The sequence below is a fragment of the Methylobacterium sp. J-072 genome (assembly GCF_022829425.1).
In the GTDB taxonomy this organism is placed as follows: domain Bacteria; phylum Pseudomonadota; class Alphaproteobacteria; order Rhizobiales; family Beijerinckiaceae; genus Methylobacterium.
Window position 1 is genome coordinate 46,368 of record NZ_JAKSYK010000042.1, and the last position, 22,144, is coordinate 68,511.

The 22,144-nt window shown below is 69.1% G+C and carries 22 protein-coding genes; 12 read left to right on the forward strand and 10 right to left on the reverse strand.

Features of this window, described 5'->3' with window-relative positions; translation table 11 throughout:
• The first annotated feature begins 61 nt into the window (after positions 1–61).
• From ptsP to MKK67_RS04160, 4 genes are all read left to right on the forward strand, one after another.
• The gene (gene ptsP / locus MKK67_RS04145; RefSeq protein WP_243962402.1) at positions 62–2,323 is read left to right on the forward strand and encodes a phosphoenolpyruvate--protein phosphotransferase; all 2,262 of its coding nucleotides are present in this window, start codon (positions 62–64) and stop codon (positions 2,321–2,323) included.
• 157 nt (positions 2,324–2,480) lie between these two features.
• Positions 2,481–3,566, forward strand: a complete 1,086-nt coding sequence (gene prfA, locus MKK67_RS04150; protein WP_243962403.1) for a peptide chain release factor 1 — start codon at positions 2,481–2,483, stop codon at positions 3,564–3,566.
• Positions 3,567–3,577: 11 nt separating this feature from the next.
• A complete protein-coding gene (gene prmC / locus MKK67_RS04155; RefSeq protein ID WP_243962404.1) occupies positions 3,578–4,480 on the forward strand; it encodes a peptide chain release factor N(5)-glutamine methyltransferase in 903 nt (300 codons plus the stop codon).
• Positions 4,481–4,900: 420 nt separating this feature from the next.
• Positions 4,901–6,061 carry a DUF4167 domain-containing protein gene (locus MKK67_RS04160; protein ID WP_243962405.1) on the forward strand — a complete coding sequence of 387 codons (1,161 nt, stop codon included), beginning with the start codon at positions 4,901–4,903 and terminating at the stop codon, positions 6,059–6,061.
• Between the two features lie 143 nt (positions 6,062–6,204).
• Here MKK67_RS04160 and MKK67_RS04165 read toward each other — a convergent pair whose 3' ends face one another.
• The 4 genes from MKK67_RS04165 to MKK67_RS04180 all read right to left on the reverse strand — a co-directional run bounded on the left by MKK67_RS04165 (position 6,205) and on the right by MKK67_RS04180 (position 9,374).
• Positions 6,205–6,960, reverse strand: coding sequence for a hypothetical protein (locus tag MKK67_RS04165; protein WP_243962406.1), 756 nt, complete (start codon positions 6,958–6,960; stop codon positions 6,205–6,207).
• An 11-nt stretch (positions 6,961–6,971) separates the two neighbouring features.
• The gene (locus MKK67_RS04170; protein WP_243962407.1) at positions 6,972–7,697 is read right to left on the reverse strand and encodes an RlmE family RNA methyltransferase; all 726 of its coding nucleotides are present in this window, start codon (positions 7,695–7,697) and stop codon (positions 6,972–6,974) included.
• Positions 7,694–8,776, reverse strand: coding sequence for a Ppx/GppA phosphatase family protein (locus MKK67_RS04175; protein ID WP_243962408.1), 1,083 nt, complete (start codon positions 8,774–8,776; stop codon positions 7,694–7,696). The genes MKK67_RS04170 and MKK67_RS04175 overlap by 4 nt, the downstream gene beginning before the upstream one ends.
• Before the next feature lie 124 nt (positions 8,777–8,900).
• The gene (locus MKK67_RS04180) at positions 8,901–9,374 is read right to left on the reverse strand and encodes a response regulator (protein WP_243962409.1); all 474 of its coding nucleotides are present in this window, start codon (positions 9,372–9,374) and stop codon (positions 8,901–8,903) included.
• A gap of 312 nt (positions 9,375–9,686) precedes the next feature.
• Here MKK67_RS04180 and MKK67_RS32525 point away from each other — a divergent pair, with 312 nt between their 5' ends.
• The 8 genes from MKK67_RS32525 to MKK67_RS04225 all read left to right on the forward strand — a co-directional run bounded on the left by MKK67_RS32525 (position 9,687) and on the right by MKK67_RS04225 (position 16,929).
• The gene (locus tag MKK67_RS32525; protein ID WP_279601428.1) at positions 9,687–10,496 is read left to right on the forward strand and encodes a cold-shock protein; all 810 of its coding nucleotides are present in this window, start codon (positions 9,687–9,689) and stop codon (positions 10,494–10,496) included.
• 761 nt (positions 10,497–11,257) lie between these two features.
• Positions 11,258–11,569, forward strand: a complete 312-nt coding sequence (locus tag MKK67_RS04195) for an iron transporter (RefSeq protein ID WP_243962410.1) — start codon at positions 11,258–11,260, stop codon at positions 11,567–11,569.
• 2 nt (positions 11,570–11,571) lie between these two features.
• Complete coding sequence (locus tag MKK67_RS04200; RefSeq protein ID WP_243962411.1) at positions 11,572–13,089, forward strand: PepSY-associated TM helix domain-containing protein; 1,518 nt, start codon at positions 11,572–11,574, stop codon at positions 13,087–13,089.
• The gene (locus tag MKK67_RS04205) at positions 13,086–13,433 is read left to right on the forward strand and encodes a DUF3325 domain-containing protein (RefSeq protein ID WP_243962412.1); all 348 of its coding nucleotides are present in this window, start codon (positions 13,086–13,088) and stop codon (positions 13,431–13,433) included. Before MKK67_RS04200 ends, MKK67_RS04205 begins: the two co-directional genes overlap by 4 nt.
• A 347-nt stretch (positions 13,434–13,780) precedes the next feature.
• Entirely contained in the window at positions 13,781–15,304 is a 1,524-nt protein-coding gene (gene adh, locus MKK67_RS04210; protein WP_243962413.1) for an aldehyde dehydrogenase, read from the forward strand.
• A 335-nt stretch (positions 15,305–15,639) separates the two neighbouring features.
• Positions 15,640–16,065, forward strand: coding sequence for a DUF779 domain-containing protein (locus MKK67_RS04215; protein WP_243962414.1), 426 nt, complete (start codon positions 15,640–15,642; stop codon positions 16,063–16,065).
• A 16-nt stretch (positions 16,066–16,081) separates the two neighbouring features.
• Complete coding sequence (locus MKK67_RS04220) at positions 16,082–16,492, forward strand: carboxymuconolactone decarboxylase family protein (protein ID WP_243962415.1); 411 nt, start codon at positions 16,082–16,084, stop codon at positions 16,490–16,492.
• On the forward strand, positions 16,489–16,929 hold the full coding sequence (locus tag MKK67_RS04225) for a cupin domain-containing protein (protein ID WP_243962416.1): 441 nt from the start codon (positions 16,489–16,491) through the stop codon (positions 16,927–16,929). The genes MKK67_RS04220 and MKK67_RS04225 overlap by 4 nt, the downstream gene beginning before the upstream one ends.
• A gap of 244 nt (positions 16,930–17,173) precedes the next feature.
• On the opposite strand, the gene MKK67_RS04230 is transcribed toward MKK67_RS04225, so the two are convergent.
• The 6 genes from MKK67_RS04230 to MKK67_RS04255 form a co-directional block, all read right to left on the reverse strand.
• Positions 17,174–18,196, reverse strand: a complete 1,023-nt coding sequence (locus MKK67_RS04230; protein WP_243962417.1) for a tetratricopeptide repeat protein — start codon at positions 18,194–18,196, stop codon at positions 17,174–17,176.
• Positions 18,193–18,837, reverse strand: a complete 645-nt coding sequence (locus MKK67_RS04235) for a thiamine phosphate synthase (RefSeq protein WP_243962418.1) — start codon at positions 18,835–18,837, stop codon at positions 18,193–18,195. Before MKK67_RS04235 ends, MKK67_RS04230 begins: the two co-directional genes overlap by 4 nt.
• A 20-nt stretch (positions 18,838–18,857) precedes the next feature.
• Positions 18,858–19,928, reverse strand: a complete 1,071-nt coding sequence (gene fba, locus MKK67_RS04240; protein WP_243962419.1) for a class II fructose-bisphosphate aldolase — start codon at positions 19,926–19,928, stop codon at positions 18,858–18,860.
• Between the two features lie 151 nt (positions 19,929–20,079).
• On the reverse strand, positions 20,080–20,316 hold the full coding sequence (locus MKK67_RS04245) for a hypothetical protein (RefSeq protein WP_243962420.1): 237 nt from the start codon (positions 20,314–20,316) through the stop codon (positions 20,080–20,082).
• Positions 20,317–20,440: 124 nt separating this feature from the next.
• A complete protein-coding gene (locus MKK67_RS04250) occupies positions 20,441–21,643 on the reverse strand; it encodes a phosphoglycerate kinase (protein ID WP_243962421.1) in 1,203 nt (400 codons plus the stop codon).
• Between the two features lie 15 nt (positions 21,644–21,658).
• Positions 21,659–22,117: a hypothetical protein gene (locus MKK67_RS04255; protein ID WP_243962422.1), complete on the reverse strand. Its 459-nt coding sequence runs from the start codon at positions 22,115–22,117 to the stop codon at positions 21,659–21,661.
• Positions 22,118–22,144: the final 27 nt, after the last annotated feature.

The window sequence follows — 22,144 nt, forward strand, 5'->3', positions numbered from 1 at the left end:
GGCGCCAAGGTTGCAGGGTGGTCGACGCCAAGGCCACTCGCCACGTTGGAACGACGAATCGATGCCCGCTGCGCCCGGAGGCCCGCGCCTGCTGCTGCGCCGCCTCCGCGAAGCGATGGCGGAGCCGGTCAGTCCCCAGGCGCGCCTCGACCGCATCGTCGTCCTGATCGCCGCCAACGTGGTGGCCGAGGTCTGCTCGGTCTACGTCCTGCGCGACGACAACACCCTCGAATTGTTCGCCACGGAAGGCCTGAACCGCGAGGCGGTCCACCTGACGCGGATGCATGCCGACGAGGGCCTCGTCGGCCTGATCGCGCGGACCGCCGAGCCGCTCTCCCTGTCGGACGCCCAGAACCATCCGGCCTTCTCCTACCGGCCCGAGACGGGGGAAGAGGCCTATCACGCTTTCTTGGGCGTGCCGCTGCTGCGGGCCGGCAACACGCTCGGCGTGCTCACCGTGCAGAACCAGACCTACCGGGTCTATTCCGAGGAGGAGATCGAGGCGCTCCAGACCACCGCGATGGTGCTCTCGGAGATGATCGCCTCGGGCGAGCTGGAAGGGCTGGCGCCCGATGCCGGCACCGCCGCCCGCCGGCCGGTGGTCACCCGCGGCATCGCGCTGGCCGACGGGATCGGGCTGGGCCACGTGGTGCTCCACGAGCCCCGCGTCGTCGTGAAGACGCTGATCGCCGAGAATGTCGAGCGCGAGGTCGCCCGGCTCGACGCGGCGATCGAGGAGGTCCGCTCGGCCATCGACGCGCTGGTGGAGCGCGGCGACCGGATCGGCACCGCCGAATCGCGTGAGGTGCTGGAGACCGTCCGGATGTTCGCCCACGACAAGGGCTGGCTCCGGCGGATGCGCGAGGCCGTGGCCTCCGGCCTCACCGCCGAGGCGGCGGTCGAGCGGGTGCAATCGGACAACCGCGCCCGGATGATGCGCCAGTCGGATCCGTACCTGCGCGAGCGCCTGCACGATCTCGACGACCTCGCCAACCGGCTGCTGCGCACGTTGACCGGGCCGGAGGCGGGCGGCACCGTCGTGCTGCCCGAGAACGCCATCCTGGTGGCGCGGACCATGGGGCCGGCGGCGCTCCTCGACTACGATTCCTCGACCCTGCGCGGCATCGTCCTGGAGGAGGGCGGTCCGACCAGCCACGTCGCCATCGTCGCCCGGGCCCTCGGCATCCCGGCGGTGGGCGAGGTCGAGAACGCCTCGGCCCTGTGCGACGCGGGCGATGCCATCATCGTCGACGGTGTGGCCGGCGAGATCCATGTCCGACCGGGCCCCGAGGTCGAGGCCGCCTATGCCGAGATGGTGCGCCTGCGCGCCCGCCGGCAGGAGCAGTACCGGGCGCTCCGCGACGTGCCGGCCCAGACCCGGGACGGGGTGCGGGTCGGCCTGCAGCTCAATGCCGGGTTGCTGGTCGATTTCAGCCACCTACACGAGACCGGCGCCGAGGGCGTCGGCCTGTTCCGCACCGAATTGCAGTTCATGGTCGCCCAGCGCATGCCCTCGGCGGCAGAGCAGCAGGAGCTCTATCGCAAGGTGTTCGCGGCCTCGGCCGGCAAGCCCGTGACGGTGCGGACCCTCGATATCGGCGGTGACAAGATCCTGCCCTACATGGCCAAGCTCGAGGAGGAGAACCCGGCGCTCGGCTGGCGGGCGATCCGCATCGGTCTCGACCGGCCGGCTCTGCTGCGGATGCAGCTGCGCGCGCTGCTGAAGGCCGCCGACGGCGACCCGCTCAAGATCATGTTTCCGATGGTCGCCACCGTGGACGAGTTCGTCCGCGCCCGGGGCATCGTCGAGCGCGAGAAGGCCTATCTGCGCCGTCACGGCTACCAGCTGCCGACCGAATGCCGGCTCGGCGCGATGGTCGAGGTGCCCTCGCTGCTGTTCCAGATCGACGAGATCGCCAAGGAAGCCGACTTCCTCTCGGTTGGCTCGAACGACCTGATGCAGTTCCTGTTCGCGGTCGACCGGGAGAACCGCCGCGTCGCCGACCGGTTCGATCCGCTCTGCGTCGCGGCCCTGCGGGCGTTCCGTCTGATTGCCGAGCGGGCCAATGCGGCCGGCTGCCCGGTGACGGTCTGCGGTGAGATCGGCGGCCGCCCGCTCGACGCGATGGCGCTGATCGGGCTGGGCTACCGCAGCCTGTCGATGTCGCCAGCCGCCATCGGCCCGGTCAAGGCGATGGTGCTGAGCCTCGATGCCGGCGCCATCACCGAGCTGATCGACACCGAGATGGCCCGGATGCACGACGGCGATTCCCTGCGCCCGGCCCTCACCGCCTTCGCACACGCCAACGGCGTACCTATCTAACCCGCGATGCGACCCTTGCCGAAGGTTCGGCCGGGGTTGTACGGCACAGCCACGACGCTTTCGGTTGATGCGCTGCGGCCTCCCGCGCTCCAACCCCTGAGACGAGACTCCGCCCAGCCCGGAACGTCGTGCGCAAAAACCTGCAGAAACACGGGCGATGATCCCCTTTCCCACCGAGCGCCTCGACGCCATCCTGGCGCGTCACGAATTCGTTACCGCACAGCTCGCCACTGGCGAGGGTGAATCCGAGACCGTGATCCAGCTCTCCCGGGAGCTGTCCGACCTCGACCCCGTGGTGGATGCGATCCGCGTCTACCGGGCGGCGCTGGCGAACCTCGCGGATCTCGAGGCGATGATCGACGAGCCGGGCACCGACTCGGAGATGCGCGCGCTCGCGGCCGACGAGAAGCCGGAGGCCCAGGAGCGGCTCGAAGAGGCCCACCGGGCGCTCCAGCTCATGCTGCTGCCCAAGGATGCCGCCGACGAGAAGAGCGCGATCCTGGAAGTCCGCGCCGGCACCGGCGGCGACGAGGCGGCCCTGTTCGCAGGCGACCTGTTCCGGATGTACGCGAAATACGCCGAGTCGAAGGGCTGGCGGGTCGAGGTGATCTCCGAGAGCGAGGGCACGGTCGGCGGCTTCCGCGAGGTCGTGGCCGAGGTGAAGGGCAAGGGCGTGTTCGCCCGCCTCAAGTTCGAGAGCGGCGCCCATCGGGTGCAGCGGGTGCCCAACACCGAGACGCAGGGGCGCATCCACACCTCGGCGGCAACCGTGGCGGTGCTGCCGGAGGCCGAGGAGGTCGACATCGTCGTCAACGACGCCGACCTGAAGATCGATACGATGCGCGCCCAGGGCGCCGGCGGCCAGCACGTCAACAAGACCGAGTCGGCGATCCGCATCACCCACCTGCCGACCGGCATCGTGGTCTTCGTCCAGGAGGAGCGGTCGCAGCACAAGAACCGCGCCCGCGCCATGTCGCTGCTGCGCGCCCGGCTCTACGACGCCGAGCGGACCGCCAAGGATTCCGCCCGGGCCGCCGACCGGCGGGCGCAGGTCGGGTCCGGCGACCGCAGCGAGCGGATCCGCACCTACAACTTCCCGCAGGGCCGGGTGACCGATCACCGCATCAACCTGACCCTCTACAAGCTGGAAGAGGTGATGGCCGGCACGGCGCTGGACGAGGTCGTCGACGCCCTGATCACCGAGCACCAGGCCGAACTCCTGGCGTCCGAGGGCATGGCCTGAGCGGCGCCGTGATGGCGGAAACCAGCCAGGGCCTGTCGCGCCGGGAGGCCCTGCGCCGGAGCACCGCCCTGCTGGGCGCGGGCGGCATCGCTGAGGCAGCAGGCGACGCGCGCTTCCTGATGCTGGGCCTCCTCGACCTGGAGACCCGCGACCTCCTGCTCGACGGCGAAAAGATCCTTGGGGCGGACGAGGCGAAAAACCTCGACGCCGCCCTGGCGCGGCGGCTGTCGGGAGAGCCGGTGGCCCGCATTCTCGGCGCCTGGGAGTTTTGGGGTTTGCCGTTCCGGCTGGCGCCGGAGACGCTGGTCCCGCGCCCCGACACGGAAATCCTGGTGGAAGCGGCGCTCACCACCGTGCCCGACCGGGGCGCACCCCTGCGCTGCCTCGACCTCGGCACCGGCTCCGGCTGCATCCTGGTAGCGATCCTGAGCGAGCTTCCCCACGCCTACGGGATCGGGCTAGACCGCTCACTGGGCGCCCTGCGCATGGCGCGGCACAACGCGGTAGCGAACGCGGTCAATGGCAGGGCGGCCTTCGTGGCGGGGGATTGGTGCGATGCCGTCCGGGGCGGCTTCGACCTCGTGGTCTCGAACCCGCCCTACATCGCGGATGGACTGATCCAGCACCTCGACCGGGACGTGCATGCGCATGACCCACGCGCGGCCCTCGCAGGCGGCCCGGACGGGCTCGCTGCCTACCGGCGGATCCTGGAAGGCGTACGCACGAATGCGCTGCTCGCGCCGGGCGGGACGCTCCTGTTCGAGATCGGCTACGATCAGGCGGAGCCCGTCCGCAACCTCGCGCGTGCCGCCGGCTTCGCGGATCGCGGCCTGACCCGGGACCTCGCCGGACACGACCGGGTGCTCGGATTCAGTCTTTCGCCCGACCTTTCTTCCGGCCACACGGATGCCTAACTTGGGACCGACGATCGATGCGTCGAGAAAATGCTTGTTGCATCTCGTTGGGAACGCTAGAGTCCGCTTGAAGATCGCGAACGGTTCGTTAAGACGGACTCCTATAAGGTCGGCGATGATCTCTGGTCGCCGGTTGGTTCGCTGATCCCCCGTACCGTTGGACTTGAACGCGCGTGTGAATGCGCGGCGGTTCGACAGCACTCGAACCTGACAATCGACTGGTTTCTGGCGTCTGGCCCGGACGCGCGGTGCGAGGGATGGTCAGGCAGACGCGCGGACCGCGGAGCGGTCGAACGCGCGGCTTCACCGGGTGCATTTGGCCGGAGCGCGTCTGAAGATCGACGCCGGACGCCCCGAAGAACTGTCGTTTGCGTGAACGAGGGTCACTGAAGACCAATGAGACCAAATCAGAATCGACGGATGCGCGGCCGTAACCGGCCGAAAGGTCCGAACCCGCTGACGCGCTCGTACGAATCCAACGGCCCCGACGTTAAAATCCGCGGCACCGCGCAGCATATCGCCGACAAGTATGCCCAACTCGCCCGCGACGCGCAGGCGGCCGGCGACCCCGTTGCGGCGGAAAACTATTTCCAGCACGGCGAACACTACTTCCGGATCGTCTCCGGCGCCCAGGAGCAGACCCGCCCGGCCAATACCGGCGGCTATGCCAGTCGTTCCTATGAGGACGACATGGACGAGGGGGACGACGAGGGTCAGGGCAACGGCTCGGGCCAGAACGGCCACGCCTATAATGGCTACGACGACGGCGATCCCGGCCAGCAGCCCCAGCCCTACGAGATGCGCCAGGACCTGAACCAGCAGGACGGCCGTCAGCAGCAGGGCCGCGACAGGTTCCAGAACCAGAACCGGGACCAGCGCCGCTTCGACAACAATGGCCGCCAGGATTATCGGCGCCAGGACCAGCCCCGGCAGGATTACCAGCGCCAGGATGCCCCGCGTCAGGACTACCAGCGTCCCGACTACCGGCAGGATCGCCAGGAAAATCGGCAGGACAACCGCCAAGAGAACCGCCAAGAGAACCGGCAGGACGGTCGTCAGGATTACAACCGCCAGGATTACCGGCAGGATCGCCAGGAGAATCGTCAGGATACCCGTGGCGATCAGAACCGCTACGAGTCCGGGCGCTCCGAGACATCGCGGCCTGAGGGGCGGCAGCCGGAGAACCGGCCGGACGCGCGCCAAGAACCACGCCAAGATACCCGGCAGGACAGCCGCTCGGACGAGCGTCAGCCGCGTCGCAGCGAGCCGCGGGGCGAGGCTGTCGCCCGCACCGAGACGCCGCGGCAGGCCGAGCCCGCGCCCCGTCGCGAGCGCCGCCGTGAACCGGTCGCAGCCCCGGTCACCGCCGAGGATCCGGCGAGCCTGCCGGCTTTCCTGATGACGCCGCCCCGCCCTGTGGCCGCGACGACGCCGGTCGAGCAGCCGGTGGCGCCGGCCCCCGAGGTCGCCGCCGAGGACGTGCCCGTGAAGCCGCGCCGCCGTCGCCGGCCGCGCTTCGAAGGGATCGCCCCGGAGGAGGGCGAGGCCCGCGCACCGACCGAGGATGCACCGACCGAGTAAGGCGGTTCTTCGGTATCGTGAAACGACAAAAGCCGTCCCGGAAAACCGGGGCGGCTTTTTCTTGGGGTTGAACGCACCGCTCGCCGTCATTGCTTCGCTGCGCTCGCAATGACGGTGTGGGCCGGCAACCCGAAAAAATGACATCAGACCCGGGCGGCCCGCCAGTCCGGATAGGCGTGGACCCGGTGGATCAGCCGATGGCGCCGGCCGATCTCGCCGAAGGGCGCGATCTCCCAGTCCCAGGCCTGGGTCGGCGCCGGCAGCGACACGCCGAACATCAGGTCGAGGCTGTTCGTCACCCTCCCGGTCCGGTCCTCCTCGCGCTGCACCGTATCGGTGATCAGGCAAACCCGCTCGGTCCCGGCCGCGAGGCGGTCCAGGGCTGCCAGATGAGTCTCGATGAGCTGTGTGCCGAGCTCAGGCGGCGCCTCGCGACCCCGCGCCTCGTAAGCCTCGATCGGCACGATCGGAAGTTGCGACAGGAGGTTGGCCGACACGATCAGGTCGGCAGCCGTGCAGATCTCCGAGAGGCCGGGATCGGTCAGCCCGGCGCTGATCTCGGCGGTCACGAGGGCGACGTTGCGGTGTCGCCGTGCAGCGAGCCGCGCCGGCCACGGATGGACGGCGTCGACCAGGATCACCCGGTTGAACAGATCTGCGAGCGCATCGAGCGGCACGTCGTCGAGGAGCCCGGAGCCGAGCACCACAGCCGAACTCCGCCGCACTGTCGCCTCGGCGGCGCCGATGATCACGCCGCGCGCCCGGGTGAGGTGGGGCGCCCAGGCCGCCCGGCAGCGGCGCGACCGGGCGTGGAGCAGGCCGCTCTGGCGGACATAGCCGAGCCGGCGCAGGCGCAACGGCGCGGGATTGACCAGCGACAGCACCCACTCGACCAGCATTGGGGGAGAGCTTAGGCCTCGTCCGCGGCCGCGGCTCGGGCCGACGCGCTGCGATAGCCGGTGGCCAGCACGTAGAGTTCGCTCGAATCGGACCGGCTTGCCGCCGGCTTCACGTGGCGCACCGCCGTGAAGTCACGCTTCAGATCGGCCAGCAGAGCGTTCTCGGTGCCGCCCTGCAGCACCTTGGCCAGGTAGGCGCCGCCCGGCCCTAAGATCTCGCGGGCGAACTCGGCGGCGGTCTCGGCGAGCCCGATGATCCGCAAATGGTCGGTCTTCTTGTGGCCGGTGGCATTCGCGGCCATGTCGGACAGGACGATGTCGGCCGGCCCGCCCAGCAGCGCAATGAGCTGGGCCGGCGCCTCGGGATCCAAGAAGTCGAGGGTGATGAACTCGACCCCCGGCATCGGCTCGATCTCGAGGAGGTCGATGCCGACGACGCGCCCCGTGGCCCCGACGATCCGCGCCGCGACCTGCGACCAGCCGCCGGGCGCCGCCCCGAGATCGACCACCCGCTGACCGGGCTTCAGCAGCTTGTAGCGCTCGTCGATCTCGATCAGCTTGTAGGCCGCGCGCGAACGATAGCCCTCGCGCTTGGCCCGGGCGACGTAGGGATCGTTGAGCTGCCGCTCCAGCCAGCGCTTCTGCGACAGCGTCCGGCCGCGGCCTGTCTTCACCCGCTGCTTCAGGTCGCCGCGCACGCCCCCGGTGGAGCCTGCGCCGCCGCGCCGGTCGCTCATCGAACCGCTTTCCGGTTCCAGACGCCGTCTTCTCGCATCATGTTCATCAACAACCCTTCGCGCAGGCCCCTGTCGGCGATGCGCAGGCGCTCGGACGGGAAGGCCCGCCGGATCGCCTCCAGGATCGCACAGCCCGCCAGTACCAGATCCGCCCGGTCGCGTCCGATGCAGGGATTGTCGGCCCGCTGCTCCAGCCGGGTGTCGAGCAGATCGTCGATGGCGGTCGAGACCTCGTGGTCGCTCATCCACAGGCCGTCGACCCGCCGCCGCTCATAGCGCGCCAAGCGCAGATGCATGGCGGCGATCGTCGTCACCGTGCCGGAGGTGCCGAGCAGGTGGAAATGCGGGGCGGTGGCGGCGGCCGCCGCACGGATCGCGAAGGCGGATAGTTTTTCCGCCACCTCCTCGACCATGCCCTCGAACATCCGCCGGGTGACCTCGGCGCCGCCGTGGCGCTCGGCCAGGGTCACGACGCCCACCGGCAGGGAATCCCAGGCGCGGATTCGCAGGGTCGGGTCCGTGGACGGGTTGGCGGCTTCGCCGTCGAGCCAGGCGATCTCGGTGGAACCGCCGCCGATGTCGAAGATCACCACGGATTCAGCGTCCGGGTCGGCCAGCGCCGCGCAGCCGGTCACAGCGAGATACGCCTCGGTCTGTCGGTCGACGATCTCAAGGTCGAGGCCGACGCCGCGCCGGACACGCTCGACGAAGGCGGCTCCGTTGACCGCGAGGCGGCAGGCCTCCGTGGCGATCACCTTGGCCCGTCGGACCCCCCGGGCCTGCATCTTGGTCCGGCAGATGCGCAGGGCCTCGACGGTCCGCTCGATCGCGGCGTCGTTGAGACGGTCTGAGGTGCCCAGGCCCTCGCCCAGGCGGACGATACGGGAGAAGGCGTCGATCACCCGGAAGCCGCTGAAGGTCGGCTCGGCGATCAGCAGGCGGCAATTGTTGGTCCCGAGGTCCAGCGCCGCATAGGCGACGCGACGACGGTCTCGGCCCGGCAGCGGGGCCGTCGGCTGGAGCGGCGCAGCGCCGGGCGAAATGCGGGACGGCGCGGCCGCAGCGGTCTCGTCCCTCATCGGCGCGGCCGTCGGTCCTTCGGGTCGGCCGGGAGCGTTGCGCTCGGCCATTCTTGACGACAGACCCTACAGGGTCGGTCGGGAACTGCAACGTCGGATCGAGACCGTACTCAGGCGGAGGCCTTCAAGCGACGGCCTTCATGGCGCTCGCCCGGCGCGGGATCGGCCGCAGCAGGCTCTTCACCTGCGAATAGGGGCGGGGCCGGTTGATCACCTCGTCGAGGCGCGACCAAAGGGTCTTGGGCGAGAACGGCTTGGCGATGATCTCGTTGACGCCGAGCGCCACCGCCCGATCCACCACGTTCCGGCGCGGCTGGGCGAGCATCAGGATGATCGGGATGGTCGGGCAGGGCGAGGTCGACGGCGTGCGGGCGAGCCGGATGAACTCTTCTCCCGACAGGATCGACAGATCCCAGTCGATAATACTGATATCCGGCTTGCTCTCGGCTAGTACCCCCAGGGCCTCGGCACCGTCCGGTGCTTCCAGCACGCGCTTGATGCCGACGCGCATGAGCATGTCGCGCACGATTCGCCGGATATAGAGGCTCTCGTCGACCACGAGGGCCGAAAGATCGGGGAAAGTCGGGGTCGCGATCATGGCCGGATGCCGTTGCGGGGCGCGACGCGAGTCTAGCCGAACAGCCTTTGCGTTTCGCTAACGCCCTTGCCCACAAGGCGAACGCCCTGATCACCAGCACGGTGATCTGCGTTGTTTGCCGCAAGAAAGTAACGAAACCGGCGCGTCTTGGCCAAGAAGGTCCTTGCGGTCAAGGCCCGATTGCGTCAGGACTGGGGCGTTATTCTTGGTTACCGCGACCGGGGGTAATGATAGTGCGGGGCGTGGGCTGTCTGGGATGGCGCGCACGCGGTATTCGAGACCAGGGCGGCGGACGGTTTTTGCGAGCTTTCGATGGGACGTGGTCGTGATTTCAGGGGGCCGCAGAAGCGCGGCTTCGACGAGGCTGGCGAGCCGAGATGGCCTGATCAGGCTCCCCCCAGCGGCGGATACGGCGGTGGTGGTTTCGGTGGTGGCGGCGGCGGCGGTTTCGGGGGTGGCGGTTTCGATCGCGGCCCGCCCCGTGGCGGTCCGGGCGCTGCGCCGGTGGCAACCGGGCCGGAGCGCGATGCGACGGTCAAGTGGTTCAACAAAGAGAAGGGCTTCGGCTTCGTCGAACTCGGCGACGGTTCGGGCGATGCCTTCCTCCACATCCGCGCCGTCGAGGCTGCCGGCCACGCTGACCTGCAGCCGGGTACCCGGCTGACGGTTACCACGGCGCAGGGTCAGAAGGGCCCGCAGGTCACCAGCGTCACCAGCGTCGATACGTCCACGGCCGAGGCGCCCGCGCCCCGGCGTGAGCTGCGCCCGCGCACCGGCGGCTTCGGCGGTGACCGTTTCGGCGGTGGCGGCGGCGGTAGCTATGGCGCCGGTGGTGGTGGTGGCTACGGCGGCGGTGCCGGTGCCGGTGGCGGCTTCGGCGGTGGTGGCCGGGCTGCGTCGTCCGGCCCCTCGGTCGAGATGAGCGGCACCGTGAAGTGGTACGACCCGGCCAAGGGCTTCGGCTTCGTCTCGGTCAATGACGGCGGCAAAGACGTGTTCGTCCACCGCTCGGCTCTGTCCCGTGCCGGTCTGGAATCCCTGGCCGAAGGCCAGCAGGTCACCCTCGGCGTCGTCGAGGGCCAGAAGGGCCGCGAGGCTTCGAGCATCAACGTCGAAGATTGATCGGTCCCGCGGCCGTCTTGCTGCCGCGATCCGTGAGAATGCTGGAAGGCGGTGATCCCACGCGGGGTCGCCGCCTTTCGCGTTTCGGGACCCCCATGCGCCGCCTGCTGAGACCGATCATCCTGCTCGCCCTCGCAAGCGCCCCGGTGCGAGCCGAGGATTTCAGCGGCTTCTACGCTGGCGTCAACGCCGGTTATGCTTTGGGCAAAGAGCGTGACCGGTCGGTTGGGATCCCCGCCACAGACCTGGGTGCCGGATTCGGTCGACCCGGCCCCGGTCCCGATCTGCCGCCGAGTGCGCGCGATGCCTCGGCAAGGTTGCAGCGGTCGAGCCGAGGCTCCTCTGTGGCTGGGCGCTAATTTACGGAGCTTCGGCAGCGGATCGGCCCTGTCGCACCGGACAGTCCAGGGCGCGGCAGCACGACGACGCCCGGAAGCAGAATCGACTGCGCCAAGGACGAGCCTCATCCCACCCATGACCTCATCCTGAGGTGCCGAGCGATCGGAGATCGATGGGCCTCGAAGGAGCCCTCCAGACAGCTCCGCGATCTCTGCAGCCCTCCTTCGAGGGCGCCGCTGCGCGTCGCCGCCTCAGGATGAGGTGGAGAGTTGGAGGAGCGCGCAGCAAGATGTGTCGCTCGGTCCGTCCATCTCTTAAGAGGCTCTCGGCACACTGGAATCGTTCCGGAACATAGGCGTTGCGAGTCCCGGTCGGCCGCTGCTAGGCCGCCTCATGAGATCACGAAACCGGGAGACAACGCGATGAGCGTCCGCCCCCTGCCGGGATTCACCTACCGTCTGGCCGTGGCCGGACGCGTCGTGCTGGCGGCGTTCGGCGGCTACGGCGTCGCGGCTTTGTCGGCGATGCTCCTGGCGCTCGCCCTTCCGATGTCGCGCTCCGAGGCGGTCTCCGCCGGGACCCTGGCGAGCTTCGCGATCATGGCCGGGGCGGTGGTCTGGGTCTTTTCCGCCCGGACCCTGGGGCGCGCGGCTCTGGTCCTTGGGCTGATTGCGGCGCTGCTAGCGGCGGGCCTGTGGCTCGCCGGTGCATTCTCCCCAACGGTGGTGTCGTGAGCATGCCGACAAAAAACGTCCGGCAGTCGATAGCGTGGCTGCACACCTGGTCCGGTCTGGTGGTCGGCTGGGTGTTGTTCGCGATCTTCGTCACCGGCACGGCGAGCTATTACCGCACCGAGATCTCGCACTGGATGCGGCCCGAACTGAGCGCGCCGGCAGTCGATCCGGTCGCCGCAACCAACCGCGCCGCCGCCTATCTGGGACGGCAGATGCCGGATGCCTTCGGCTGGTCTATCCGGCCTCCGACGGCGGAGAGCCCCGCCGTCGAGGTCTATTGGTGGAACAGCCCGGACGGGCCGTATCACCATGCGCTCCTCGATCCCGCTACCGGTGAGGCGTCGCAGGCGCGCGACACAAAGGGCGGCGATTTCCTCTACCGCTTCCATTTCGAGCTGAGTCTGCCGCCGGTCTGGGGCCGCTGGATCGTCGGCATCTGCGCCATGATCCTGCTGATCTCGCTGATCAGCGGCATCGTCACCCACCGGCGCATCTTCGCAGACTTCTTCACCTTCCGCCGGGACAGGTCAGCCCAGCGCGGCTGGCTCGATGCCCATAACGTCGTCGGCGTGCTGGCGCTGCCGTTCCACCTGATGATCGTCTATACCGGACTGATCGAGCTGGGGCCGATGCTGATGCCCTGGGGCGTGAAGGCCGCCTATCAGCACGATATCCTAGCCTATTACGACGAAGCCGGGATCATGGCGGCGACGCGCAAGCCCGCGGGCCAGCCCGGCACCCTGATGCCGCTGGGCGAGATTGTTGCCCGAGCCACCGCGTCCCATGGCGAGGCGCCCGAGGCCATGTTGGTGACGATGCCGGGCGACGCGGCGTCGAGCGTCACGGCGTTCTTCGAGGAGCCGCCCGGCCTCGCCCATCTCCATCCGCAGATCGTCTACGCAGGCGATACCGGCGCCGAACTGTCCCGCACCGGCGATGTCGGCGCGGCGACCCGCACCGGCGCCGTGATGATCGGCCTGCACGAGGCGCATTTCGCCGCCGCGCCCCTGCGGATCGTGTTCTTCCTCTGCGGGCTTATGGGCGCCGCGACCATCGCCTCCGGCCTCGTGCTCTGGACCGTCGCGCGGGCGCCGAAGGGCGCGGATCCGGCGGGGTTCGGCCTGCGCTTCGTGCGCGTGCTGAACCTCGGCACGATCGCCGGGCTGCCCACCGGGCTGGCCGCCTATTTCCTGGCCAACCGCCTGCTGCCGCTCGAACTCGCCGGCCGGGCGGATTGGGAGGTGCGCGGCTTCTTCGCGGCCTGGATCCTGTCAGCCCTGGCGGCGGCCTTCTACCCGAAGGTCAAGGCCTGGCCGGTGGCGCTCGGAATCGCGTCGTTCGGATTCCTGGCGATCCCGGTGGTCGATGCCCTCGCCGTGGGCCAGGCGCGGTTCCTCGGCTTCGACGCGGCGATGCTCGCGGTCGCCATCCTCCTCGGTCTCGGCGCCCGGCTCGCGGCCAGGCGGCCGAGCGGGTTCCGGGCGGCCCGGCCGAACCTGTCGCGAGCGGTGGAAGCGTGACCGCCTCGGCGCTGATCCTGAGCCTCTGCCTCAGCTTCTCGAGCTTCGCCGCCTTGGCGCTCAGCCTCGACCGGCACCACCGCGCCGTGTTCCGCGTGCCAGCGCCCCGCAATCGGACCCGGAGCCTGCGCGCCGCCGGCTGGTCGGGGCTCGCGGTCGCGTTCGCCGCCTCAGTCGCCTGCAGCGGTTGGAATTTTGGGCCGGTCCAGTGGATCGGCGGCCTCACCGGGGCGGCGCTCCTGGTGGTGGCGGTGATGTCCTACCGGCCGACTTGGCTACGGGCCGCGGCGGTGGCGGCGCTGCCGCTGGCGATGCTCGCCCTGCCCTTCGCCCTCGGGGCCTGAGACCCGGTCGCCGCGCTTACCGTCAAGGTCAGCAGGCTATCTTTAGAAGAATGCCAAAATGTTGGTCGAACAATCGTCGATCGCCCTTGGCATTTCCGTCGTTCTCGCGCCAGCAACAGGGGGGTTCGGACGAACCGAAAATTGTCCTCTCGCGATCCTGATCGGGAGGGCGTAGGATCAGCCCGCTCGCGCACTGGCCAAAAGTCCATCTTGATTCGGCACGCCAAAAGTCATTGGCTGCCATCCGAGCCGAACCGGACACAGTCGAGAACACCGGCGGTCCGCGTACCAGCTTCAGCCCAAGAGCCGCGGTTCGCGAGGCCGGGGCCAATGGAGGGAACAGAGCCATGAACAAGCCGGAATTTCTGGGCGACGCCCGGACCAAGTCGCCGTTCTCGGCCCGCTACGACAACTTCATCGGCGGCCAATGGGTCGCGCCGACGGCCGGCCGCTATTTCGAGAACACGTCCCCGATCACCGGCAAGGTGATCTGCGAGGTCGCCCGCTCCGACGCCTCCGACGTCGATAAGGCGCTGGACGCCGCCCACGCGGCCAAGGACTCCTGGGGCCGCACCGCCCCGGCCGAGCGCGCCCGCATCCTCAACAAGCTCGCCGACCGGATGGAGGAGAACCTCGACCTGATCGCGCTCGCCGAGACCTGGGACAACGGTAAGCCGATCCGCGAGACCACCAACGCCGACATCCCCCTGGCGATCGACCATTTCCGCTACTTCGCCGGCTGCGTCCGCGCCCAGGAAGGTTCGATCTCGGAGATCGACCACGACACGGTGGCCTATCACTTCCACGAGCCGCTCGGCGTCGTCGGCCAGATCATCCCGTGGAACTTCCCGATCCTGATGGCGGTCTGGAAGCTCGCCCCGGCGATCGCCGCCGGCAATTGCGTGGTGCTCAAGCCCGCCGAGCAGACCCCGGCCTCGATCCTGGTGGTGATGGAGCTGCTGGCCGACCTGCTGCCCCCCGGCGTGATCAACATCGTCAACGGCTTCGGCCTCGAGGCCGGCAAGCCGCTGGCCTCCTCGCCGCGCATCGCCAAGATCGCGTTCACCGGTGAGACGACCACCGGCCGCCTGATCATGCAATACGCCTCGCAGAACCTGATCCCGGTGACCCTGGAGCTGGGCGGCAAGTCGCCGAACATCTTCTTCGCCGACGTGGCCAACGAGGACGACGACTTCTTCGACAAGGCCCTCGAAGGCTTCACGATGTTCGCCCTCAACCAGGGCGAGGTCTGCACCTGCCCGAGCCGCGCGCTGGTGCACGAGTCGATCTACGACCGCTTCATGGAGCGGGCGATCAAGCGCGTGGAAGCGATCACCCAGGGCTCGCCCCTCGACCCTGCCACGATGATCGGCGCCCAGGCCTCCGGCGAGCAGATGGAGAAGATCCTCAGCTACATCGATATCGGCCGCCAGGAAGGCGCGCAGCTGCTCACCGGCGGCGAGCGCAACGTCAAGGACGGCGAACTGGCCGAGGGCTTCTACGTGCAGCCGACGGTGTTCCGCGGCCACAACAAGATGCGGATCTTCCAGGAGGAGATTTTTGGGCCGGTCCTGTCGGTCACGACCTTCAAGGACGATGCCGAGGCGCTGGCGATCGCCAACGACACGCTCTACGGCCTCGGCGCCGGAATCTGGACCCGGGACGGCACCCGCGCCTACCGCTTCGGCCGGGCGATCCAGGCCGGCCGCGTCTGGACGAACTGCTACCACGCCTACCCGGCCCACGCGGCCTTCGGCGGCTACAAGCAGTCCGGCATCGGCCGCGAGACCCACAAGATGATGCTCGATCACTACCAGCAGACCAAGAACATGCTGGTCAGCTACTCGGCCAAGAAGCTCGGCTTCTTCTGAGCTCTGGTCCGGGTCATCCCCCGAGCCGACTTCACCCCGGCCTCACGGCCGGGGTTTTTTCTTGGGAGGCCGATGCGTTTCGCGCCGTCATCCCGAGCCCGACACCCGTCCAGTTCCCCCCCTCATCCTGAGGTGCCCGCGCCAGCGGGCCTCGAAGGAGCCCTCCAGCCAGCCGCGCGATCCCTGGAGGGCTCCTTCGAGGCCTCCGCTACGCTTCGGCACCTCAGGATGAGGGCGGGGGTGGGATGGTCCGATTTGGCAGCAGTTCAAATCTTGCGCGCTGTAGAAATTCGAATCTCAGCACGCATATCCAACAATCAGCAGGGGAGGGCAGCATGAGTGCGGTTTCCACGCAAGAAGCCACCACCGCGGAGCAGACCGGGGCCGACGGCACGCCGCTGCGGGTCACCGCCACCCCGACGGCGCTCGCGTTGATCGACGAATTACGAGGCGAATACGGGCCGGTGATGTTCCATCAGTCCGGGGGCTGCTGCGACGGGTCCTCGCCGATGTGCTACCCGGTCGGCGACTTCTTGGTGAGCGACGGCGACGTCCACCTCGGCACCGTCGGCGGCGCCGACTTCTTCATCAGCCGATCACAGTTCGGGGTCTGGAAGCACACCCACCTGATCCTCGACGTGGTGCCCGGGCGCGGCGGCATGTTCTCGCTGGAAAACGGCCGCGAGAAGCGCTTCCATATCCGCTCGCGCCTGTTCACCGAGGCCGAGAACCGTGCGCTCGAGGGCGCGTGCAAGCTCTGAGGCGGGGAGGGGACCAATGGCGACCGTGAAGCTCTGGAGCGATGCCGAGGCGGAGGCCGACCCGCGGGTGCGGGCGGTGTTCGCCGATATCCGGGCGACCCGGGGCTCGGACGTCATCAACAATTTCTGGCGGGGCCTCGCCAACGATTCCGGCCTGCTGGAGCGGACATGGGCCAGCCTCAAGGTCGTGATGGGGCCGGGCAGCCTCGATCCGCTGACCAAGGAGCTGGTCTATATCGCGGTCTCGATCGCCAATGGCTGCCCCTACTGCATCCACTCGCACACCGCCGCGGCGGGCGCGAAGGGCCTGACCCCGGAGCAGCACGGCGAGTTCCTGGCGGTGGTCGGCATGGCGAACCAGACCAACGCCCTGGTCAACGGCATGCAGATCCCCGTGGACGCCGCGTTCAAGGTGGGCGAGTCATGAGCACCACATCCGAGACGGAGAGGCCGGGCCTGGTAGTCCTGCGCGAGAGCGCGCCGTTCCGGGGCAAGCAGGGCCACATCTATCGCCCGGCCATCTCGGCCGAGGCGGTGGGCGCCAAGGCCCTGCACATGCAGCTCCTGGAGATCCCGCCGGGCGAGCGCGCCCATGCCCACAAGCACGAATCGCACGAGACCGCGATCCACGTCCTGTCCGGGGTCTCGGGCTGCTTCTGGGGCGAGCGCCTGGAGCACCACGTGATCGCCGGGGCCGGCGAGTTCGTCTACATCGCCGCCGACGTGCCGCACCTGCCCTACAATCGCAGCCAGACCGAGCCGGTCACAGCGGTGATCGCCCGGACCGATCCCAACGAGCAGGAGAGCGTGGTGCTGCTGCCGGAACTCGAAGCTGGGGTCGATTGGTCGAAGGCGGAGGAATAGGCTTCCGGTCTGTCTGCCCGGCCGACTGAGCCAGCCGTTATTGGGGCGAACGGCTTTCCAAACCTCCCCCTCATCCTGAGGTGCCCGGCGAGCGAAGATCGCCGGGCCTCGAAGGAGGCCTCCAGATGCCTCAGCGACTTCTGGAGGCCTCCTTCGAGGCCTCCTCTTCGCTTCGGCACCTCAGGATGAGGCTGTGGGTGGGAAAACTCGGCCTCACACCAGCCCGGCGCTTCCCGCCTCAGCGCTACCGCTGCTCGCTCCGCTCATTGGCCAGCCGCTCGGCGCGGGTGCGCTCGTCGCCGGAGAGGCCGGACAGGGTCTGGTCGAGCCAGGCATCGGACAGGCCTTGCGCAGCGGCAGCGAGGTTCCAGGCCGCGGCCTCGATTGGGTTCTTGGCGACGCCGCGCCCGACCGCGTAGAGCCGCGCGACTCGGTTCTGCGCGATGGCATTGCCGCGGGAGGCCGCGTGCAGGAAGTAGCGAGCGGCCGAGCGCTCGTCCTTGGTCACGCCGTTGCCGTTGAACAACAGGATCGCGTACTCGACCTCGCTGGCGAGGTCGCCGTTATCGGCGCCGCGCCGGAACCACTGGGCCGCCTGGCTGGCATCCTTGGGGACACCGCGGCCCTGGAGGTAGAGAACGCCCAGATCGTGCTGAGCCGGCCCGATCTCGGCATCCGCGGCCTTGCGGAACTGCGCGGCGGCCGCCGCCTCGTCGGCGGTGGCACCGGTGCCGATCAGGATCAGCCCGAGGTTGTAGGCCGCCGTGGCCGAGCCGTTGGCGGTGGCCTGCTCCAGCCAGCGCCGGCCAGCCTTCGGGTCCTTCGGCATGCCGCGGCCGTCGAGCGCCATCAGCCCGAGGGACGACATTGCGGCGGCGTCGTTCTGAGCGGCCGCGAGGCGGTACCATTCGGCCGCCTTCACCGGGTTCTGCTTGATGCCGAGACCCTGGTTGTACAACTCGCCCAGCAGCGTCATCGCCGCCGCATCCTTCGGATTGGCCTCGATCCGCTTGGTCGCCTCCCGGAAGGCGGTGACGTACTGGCCGCGCTGGTAGGCGCCGTAGGCGAGATCCGCCGGCTGGCCGTTATTGGGCGGCACGGCACCTCGGGAATAGTTCGGCGTGTACGGGCTCGGAAGCTCCGGCGTCGTCTTCTTGTCGGAGGGGGCAGCGGTCTTCGCCGGGTCGAGGGGCCCGGACGCGGCGAGCGTCGGCAGCGGCCACGCCGCCGCCAGGAGCACCGCAAGCCTCAAGGCGCGGAGATTCACGCGGCCTGACCTTCGAGCAGGGCTTGCGCCCGCACGACGGCGTCCGCGTCGGTCAGCCAGAGCGCACTCTCCAGGCCGATGAACTCGGCGCCCGTCGCGACCAATGGGCCGATCTCGTCCGCCACCACCGCGACCGCGACGCAGGGGGTCTCAAAAATCTCCACCCACCATTCGGCCCGCGCCAGCACGGTCTCGGCCTCGGGGGCGACGCCGTCCGGGTAGAGGCCGCCGAACATCAGGTAGTCGATGCCGGCCTCGCCCGCCTCCATGGCGCCGTGCTTGGTCTCCAGGCCGCCAGCCCCGAGGATGCGGCCATCCCGGAGGCGGTCGCGCAGGTCCTTCAGATCGCGCGGCTTGTCGACATGGACGCCGTCCGCGCCGCCCCGGGTTGCCACCGAGACGAGGTCGCCGGTGAAGCCCGGGCAGGCCACCACTAGGGCCGCGCCGGTCTCCTGCGTGATCGGCGCGACCTGCTTCACGCGGGCGGTGAGCCCGCGCTCGTCGGTGGCGGCAAGCCGCAGGATCACGGCCGCGACATCGCCCACCTTGCAGGCCGCGCCGAGCGCGGCCGCGAAGGCGTCGATGCCGTCGGCATCCAGGCCGTGGGGCCCCAGGAGGGCGAGGCGCTGCTTGCTGCTCATCGGTTCGGCTGCCCGGCGTGTCAGCGCGCGCCGATCTTCGGATCGAGCGAGCCGCTGGCGTAGCGCTTCGCCATCTCGGAGACGGAGATCGGTCGGATCTTCGAGCCCTTGCCGGCGGTGCCGAACTCCTCGAAGCGCTGCTTGCACAGCTTGGTCATCGCATCCATGGCGGGCTTCAGGTACTTGCGCGGATCGAACTCGGACGGGTTCTCGGTAAGCACCTTCCGGATCTGGCCGGTCATCGCCATGCGGTTGTCGGTGTCGATGTTGATCTTGCGCACGCCGTGCTTGATACCGCGCTGGATTTCCTCGACCGGCACGCCCCAGGTCGGCTTCATCTGGCCGCCATACTGGTTGATGATGTCCTGAAGGTCCTGCGGCACCGACGACGAACCGTGCATCACCAGGTGGGTGGTGGGCAGGCGGCGGTGGATCTCCTCGATCACGTTCATCGCGAGCACGTCGCCGTCAGGTTGGCGGGTGAACTTGTAGGCGCCGTGGCTGGTGCCCATGGCGACCGCGAGCGCGTCGACCTTGGTGGCCTCGACGAACTTCACCGCCTCGTCCGGGTCGGTGAGCAGCTGGTCGTGGCTCAGCGTGCCCTCGGCGCCGTGGCCGTCCTCGGCCTCGCCCTGGCCGCTCTCCAGCGAGCCGAGCACCCCGAGCTCGCCTTCCACCGAGACGCCGGCCCAATGGGCCATCTTGGTGACGTTGCGGGTGATCTCGACATTGTAATTGTAGTCGGCCGGGGTCTTGCCGTCGGCTTTCAGTGATCCGTCCATCATCACCGAGGTGAAGCCGTACTGGATCGCGGTGGCGCAGGTCGCCTCGTTGTTCCCGTGGTCGAGATGCATGCAGACCGGGATGTGCGGGTAGATCTCGACCAAGCCGTCGATCAGCTTGGCCAGCACCACGTCGTTGGCGTAGGCGCGGGCACCGCGGCTCGCCTGGAGGATCACCGGCGAGTCGGTGGCATCGGCCGCCGCCATGATCGCCAGGCCCTGTTCCATGTTGTTCAGGTTGAAGGCCGGTACGCCGTACTCGTACTCGGCCGCGTGGTCGAGGAGCTGCCTCAGGGTGATCCGTGCCATGGTGGTCTGTCTTCCCGCTTGCCGTCTGGTGGTCCGCCCGATCGCCGCCGGCGCCGGAAACCTCAGTGGACTTGCACAGGCAAGTCTGCCGAGGTTCTTACCTGTACATCGTGTCAAACGCCGACCGGCTTATCCGTTCGGTGAAGGACGCTCAGCGCGCCCTGTTCTCAAGGACCGTGACCCGCTCTTCGACCTCGCTGACGCGGGCATCGAAGTCGCCCGCGGTCGCGCGCATCATCACCAGCATGCCGGCGGCGTTGCGGCGATCCTTGCGCAGGCTCGCCTCAAGCTTGTCGAAGCGCGCAAGCGTCTCGGCCCGAAACGCCGTCGTTTCCGCTCGCAACTGCGCGATGCTGCCCTGAATGCCCTTCAGGATCTCGATCGTCACGTTCTCCACGGTGCCACTCATCGACTCAGGGCCCCCGCCGTCCGAGGCCGGGAGTATAGATAGGTGCATCGCGGCGCGGGAGGAGCGCACAGAAGGCTCCGCCGCGCGGTTTTCAGCGCGGTTTTCAGCCCTTCGCCCGTAGCGCCTCGACGCCCGGCAGGGCCTTGCCTTCCAGCCATTCGAGGAAGGCGCCGCCGGCGGTGGAGACGTAGGTGAAGTGGCCAGCCACGCCCGCATGGTTGAGGGCGGCCACGGTGTCGCCGCCGCCGGCCACCGAGACGAGCTGGCCGGCCTTGGTGCGCGCGGCCGCGTGCTTCGCGGCAGCCACCGTGGCGGCGTCGAACGGGGCGAGCTCGAAGGCGCCGAGCGGGCCGTTCCAGACCAGGGTCTTGGCGCCGTCGATGGCGGCGTTGATCTCGGCGACCGAGCGCGGCCCGGCATCGAGGATCATGCTGCCCTCGGGCACCGCATCCACCGGTACGGTCTCGTGCGGCGCCTGGGCCTTGAACTCGGTCGCCGCCACCGCGTCCACCGGCAGGATGATCCGGCAGCCGGCGTTGTCCGCCGCCGCCAGGATGCGGATGGCGGTCTCGGCGAGATCCTTCTCGCACAGGGACTTGCCCACCGCCTTGCCTTGCGCATGCAGGAAGGTGTTGGCCATGCCGCCGCCGATCACCAGCATGTCGACCTTGGCGACGAGATTTTCCAAGAGGTCGATCTTCGACGAGACCTTGGCGCCGCCGACCAGCGCGATGACCGGGCGCTGCGGCGCTTCCAATCCCTTGGTCAGGGCCTCCAGCTCGGCCTGCATCTCGCGACCGGCGAAGGCCGGCAGGCGGTGGGCCAGCCCCTCGGTCGAGGCATGGGCGCGGTGAGCCGCGGAGAACGCCTCGTTGACGTAGATGTCGCCGTTGGCCGCGAGCGCGTCGGCGAAGGCCGGATCGTTCTTCTCCTCGCCGGCGTGGTAGCGGGTGTTCTCCAGGAGCAGGACGTCGCCGTCCTTCAGGGCCGCAACCGCCCGGGCCGCGTCGTCGCCGACGCAATCGGCCGCGAAGCCGACGGGGCGGCCGAGCGCTTGGCTCAGCGCCGGCACGACCGGCTCCAACGAATCCTTCGGCTCGCGCTTGCCCTTGGGGCGGCCGAAATGGGCCAGCAGGATCACCTTGGCGCCCTTGTCGGCGACCTCCCGGATCGTCGGGACGACGCGTTCGATGCGGGTCGCGTCGGTGACGCGGCCGTTCTCCATCGGCACGTTGAGATCGACGCGCATCAGCACGCGCTTGCCCGTCAGGGCGCCGGCGTCGTCGAGGGTGCGGAAGGCGCTCATGCGGTCCTGTTGCGATTACTGGGCGGTGGTGGCGGCCGGCGCCGGGATCAGGCGGTCGAGGTTCAGGCGCTGCACCGCGACCATCAGCACGACGGTGAGGATTGCGGTGATCACGGCGGTCAGCACCAGGGCGCCGGTCCCGGGCAGCCGCCGGGTGCGGTCGGCGAGGCCGCGCATCTCGGTGCGCAGGGCGGCCAGGTCGGATTGCCGGGCGGATTCGTTCATCCGGTTGGAGGCGATCTCGACCTTGTCCTCGACCCGCGACAGCAAAGCTTCGGAGCGGGCGTACTTGTCCTCGATCCGCGAGCACTTGTCCTCGATGCGCGCGAGCTGGTCGATGAGGTGGCTGGCCGGCAGCCCCTGCGACGGCGTCGTGGCGACCGGAGCCGCGGCCGGCGGGGGCGCTACGGGTTTCGGCGTGGGCGTCACGATGGCGCCCTGTCCGCTCGACGTGCCCTGCGAAGCGTCGGTCATCCCGGGATGATCCCCTGGTTCGAGGTT

Bases quoted from the DNA above. Each gene is read 5' to 3' on its own strand.
- ptsP (WP_243962402.1), top strand. From the start codon at position 62: ATGCCCGCTGCGCCCGGAGGCCCGCGCCTGCTGCTGCGCCGCCTCCGC.
- prfA (WP_243962403.1), top strand. From the start codon at position 2,481: ATGATCCCCTTTCCCACCGAGCGCCTCGACGCCATCCTGGCGCGTCAC.
- prmC (WP_243962404.1), top strand. From the start codon at position 3,578: ATGGCGGAAACCAGCCAGGGCCTGTCGCGCCGGGAGGCCCTGCGCCGG.
- MKK67_RS04160 (WP_243962405.1), top strand. From the start codon at position 4,901: ATGCGCGGCCGTAACCGGCCGAAAGGTCCGAACCCGCTGACGCGCTCG.
- MKK67_RS04165 (WP_243962406.1), bottom strand. From the start codon at position 6,960: ATGCTGGTCGAGTGGGTGCTGTCGCTGGTCAATCCCGCGCCGTTGCGC.
- MKK67_RS04170 (WP_243962407.1), bottom strand. From the start codon at position 7,697: ATGAGCGACCGGCGCGGCGGCGCAGGCTCCACCGGGGGCGTGCGCGGC.
- MKK67_RS04175 (WP_243962408.1), bottom strand. From the start codon at position 8,776: ATGAGGGACGAGACCGCTGCGGCCGCGCCGTCCCGCATTTCGCCCGGC.
- MKK67_RS04180 (WP_243962409.1), bottom strand. From the start codon at position 9,374: ATGATCGCGACCCCGACTTTCCCCGATCTTTCGGCCCTCGTGGTCGAC.
- MKK67_RS32525 (WP_279601428.1), top strand. From the start codon at position 9,687: ATGGGACGTGGTCGTGATTTCAGGGGGCCGCAGAAGCGCGGCTTCGAC.
- MKK67_RS04195 (WP_243962410.1), top strand. From the start codon at position 11,258: ATGAGCGTCCGCCCCCTGCCGGGATTCACCTACCGTCTGGCCGTGGCC.
- MKK67_RS04200 (WP_243962411.1), top strand. From the start codon at position 11,572: ATGCCGACAAAAAACGTCCGGCAGTCGATAGCGTGGCTGCACACCTGG.
- adh (WP_243962413.1), top strand. From the start codon at position 13,781: ATGAACAAGCCGGAATTTCTGGGCGACGCCCGGACCAAGTCGCCGTTC.
- MKK67_RS04215 (WP_243962414.1), top strand. From the start codon at position 15,640: ATGAGTGCGGTTTCCACGCAAGAAGCCACCACCGCGGAGCAGACCGGG.
- MKK67_RS04220 (WP_243962415.1), top strand. From the start codon at position 16,082: ATGGCGACCGTGAAGCTCTGGAGCGATGCCGAGGCGGAGGCCGACCCG.
- MKK67_RS04225 (WP_243962416.1), top strand. From the start codon at position 16,489: ATGAGCACCACATCCGAGACGGAGAGGCCGGGCCTGGTAGTCCTGCGC.
- MKK67_RS04235 (WP_243962418.1), bottom strand. From the start codon at position 18,837: ATGAGCAGCAAGCAGCGCCTCGCCCTCCTGGGGCCCCACGGCCTGGAT.
- fba (WP_243962419.1), bottom strand. From the start codon at position 19,928: ATGGCACGGATCACCCTGAGGCAGCTCCTCGACCACGCGGCCGAGTAC.
- MKK67_RS04250 (WP_243962421.1), bottom strand. From the start codon at position 21,643: ATGAGCGCCTTCCGCACCCTCGACGACGCCGGCGCCCTGACGGGCAAG.
- MKK67_RS04255 (WP_243962422.1), bottom strand. From the start codon at position 22,117: ATGACCGACGCTTCGCAGGGCACGTCGAGCGGACAGGGCGCCATCGTG.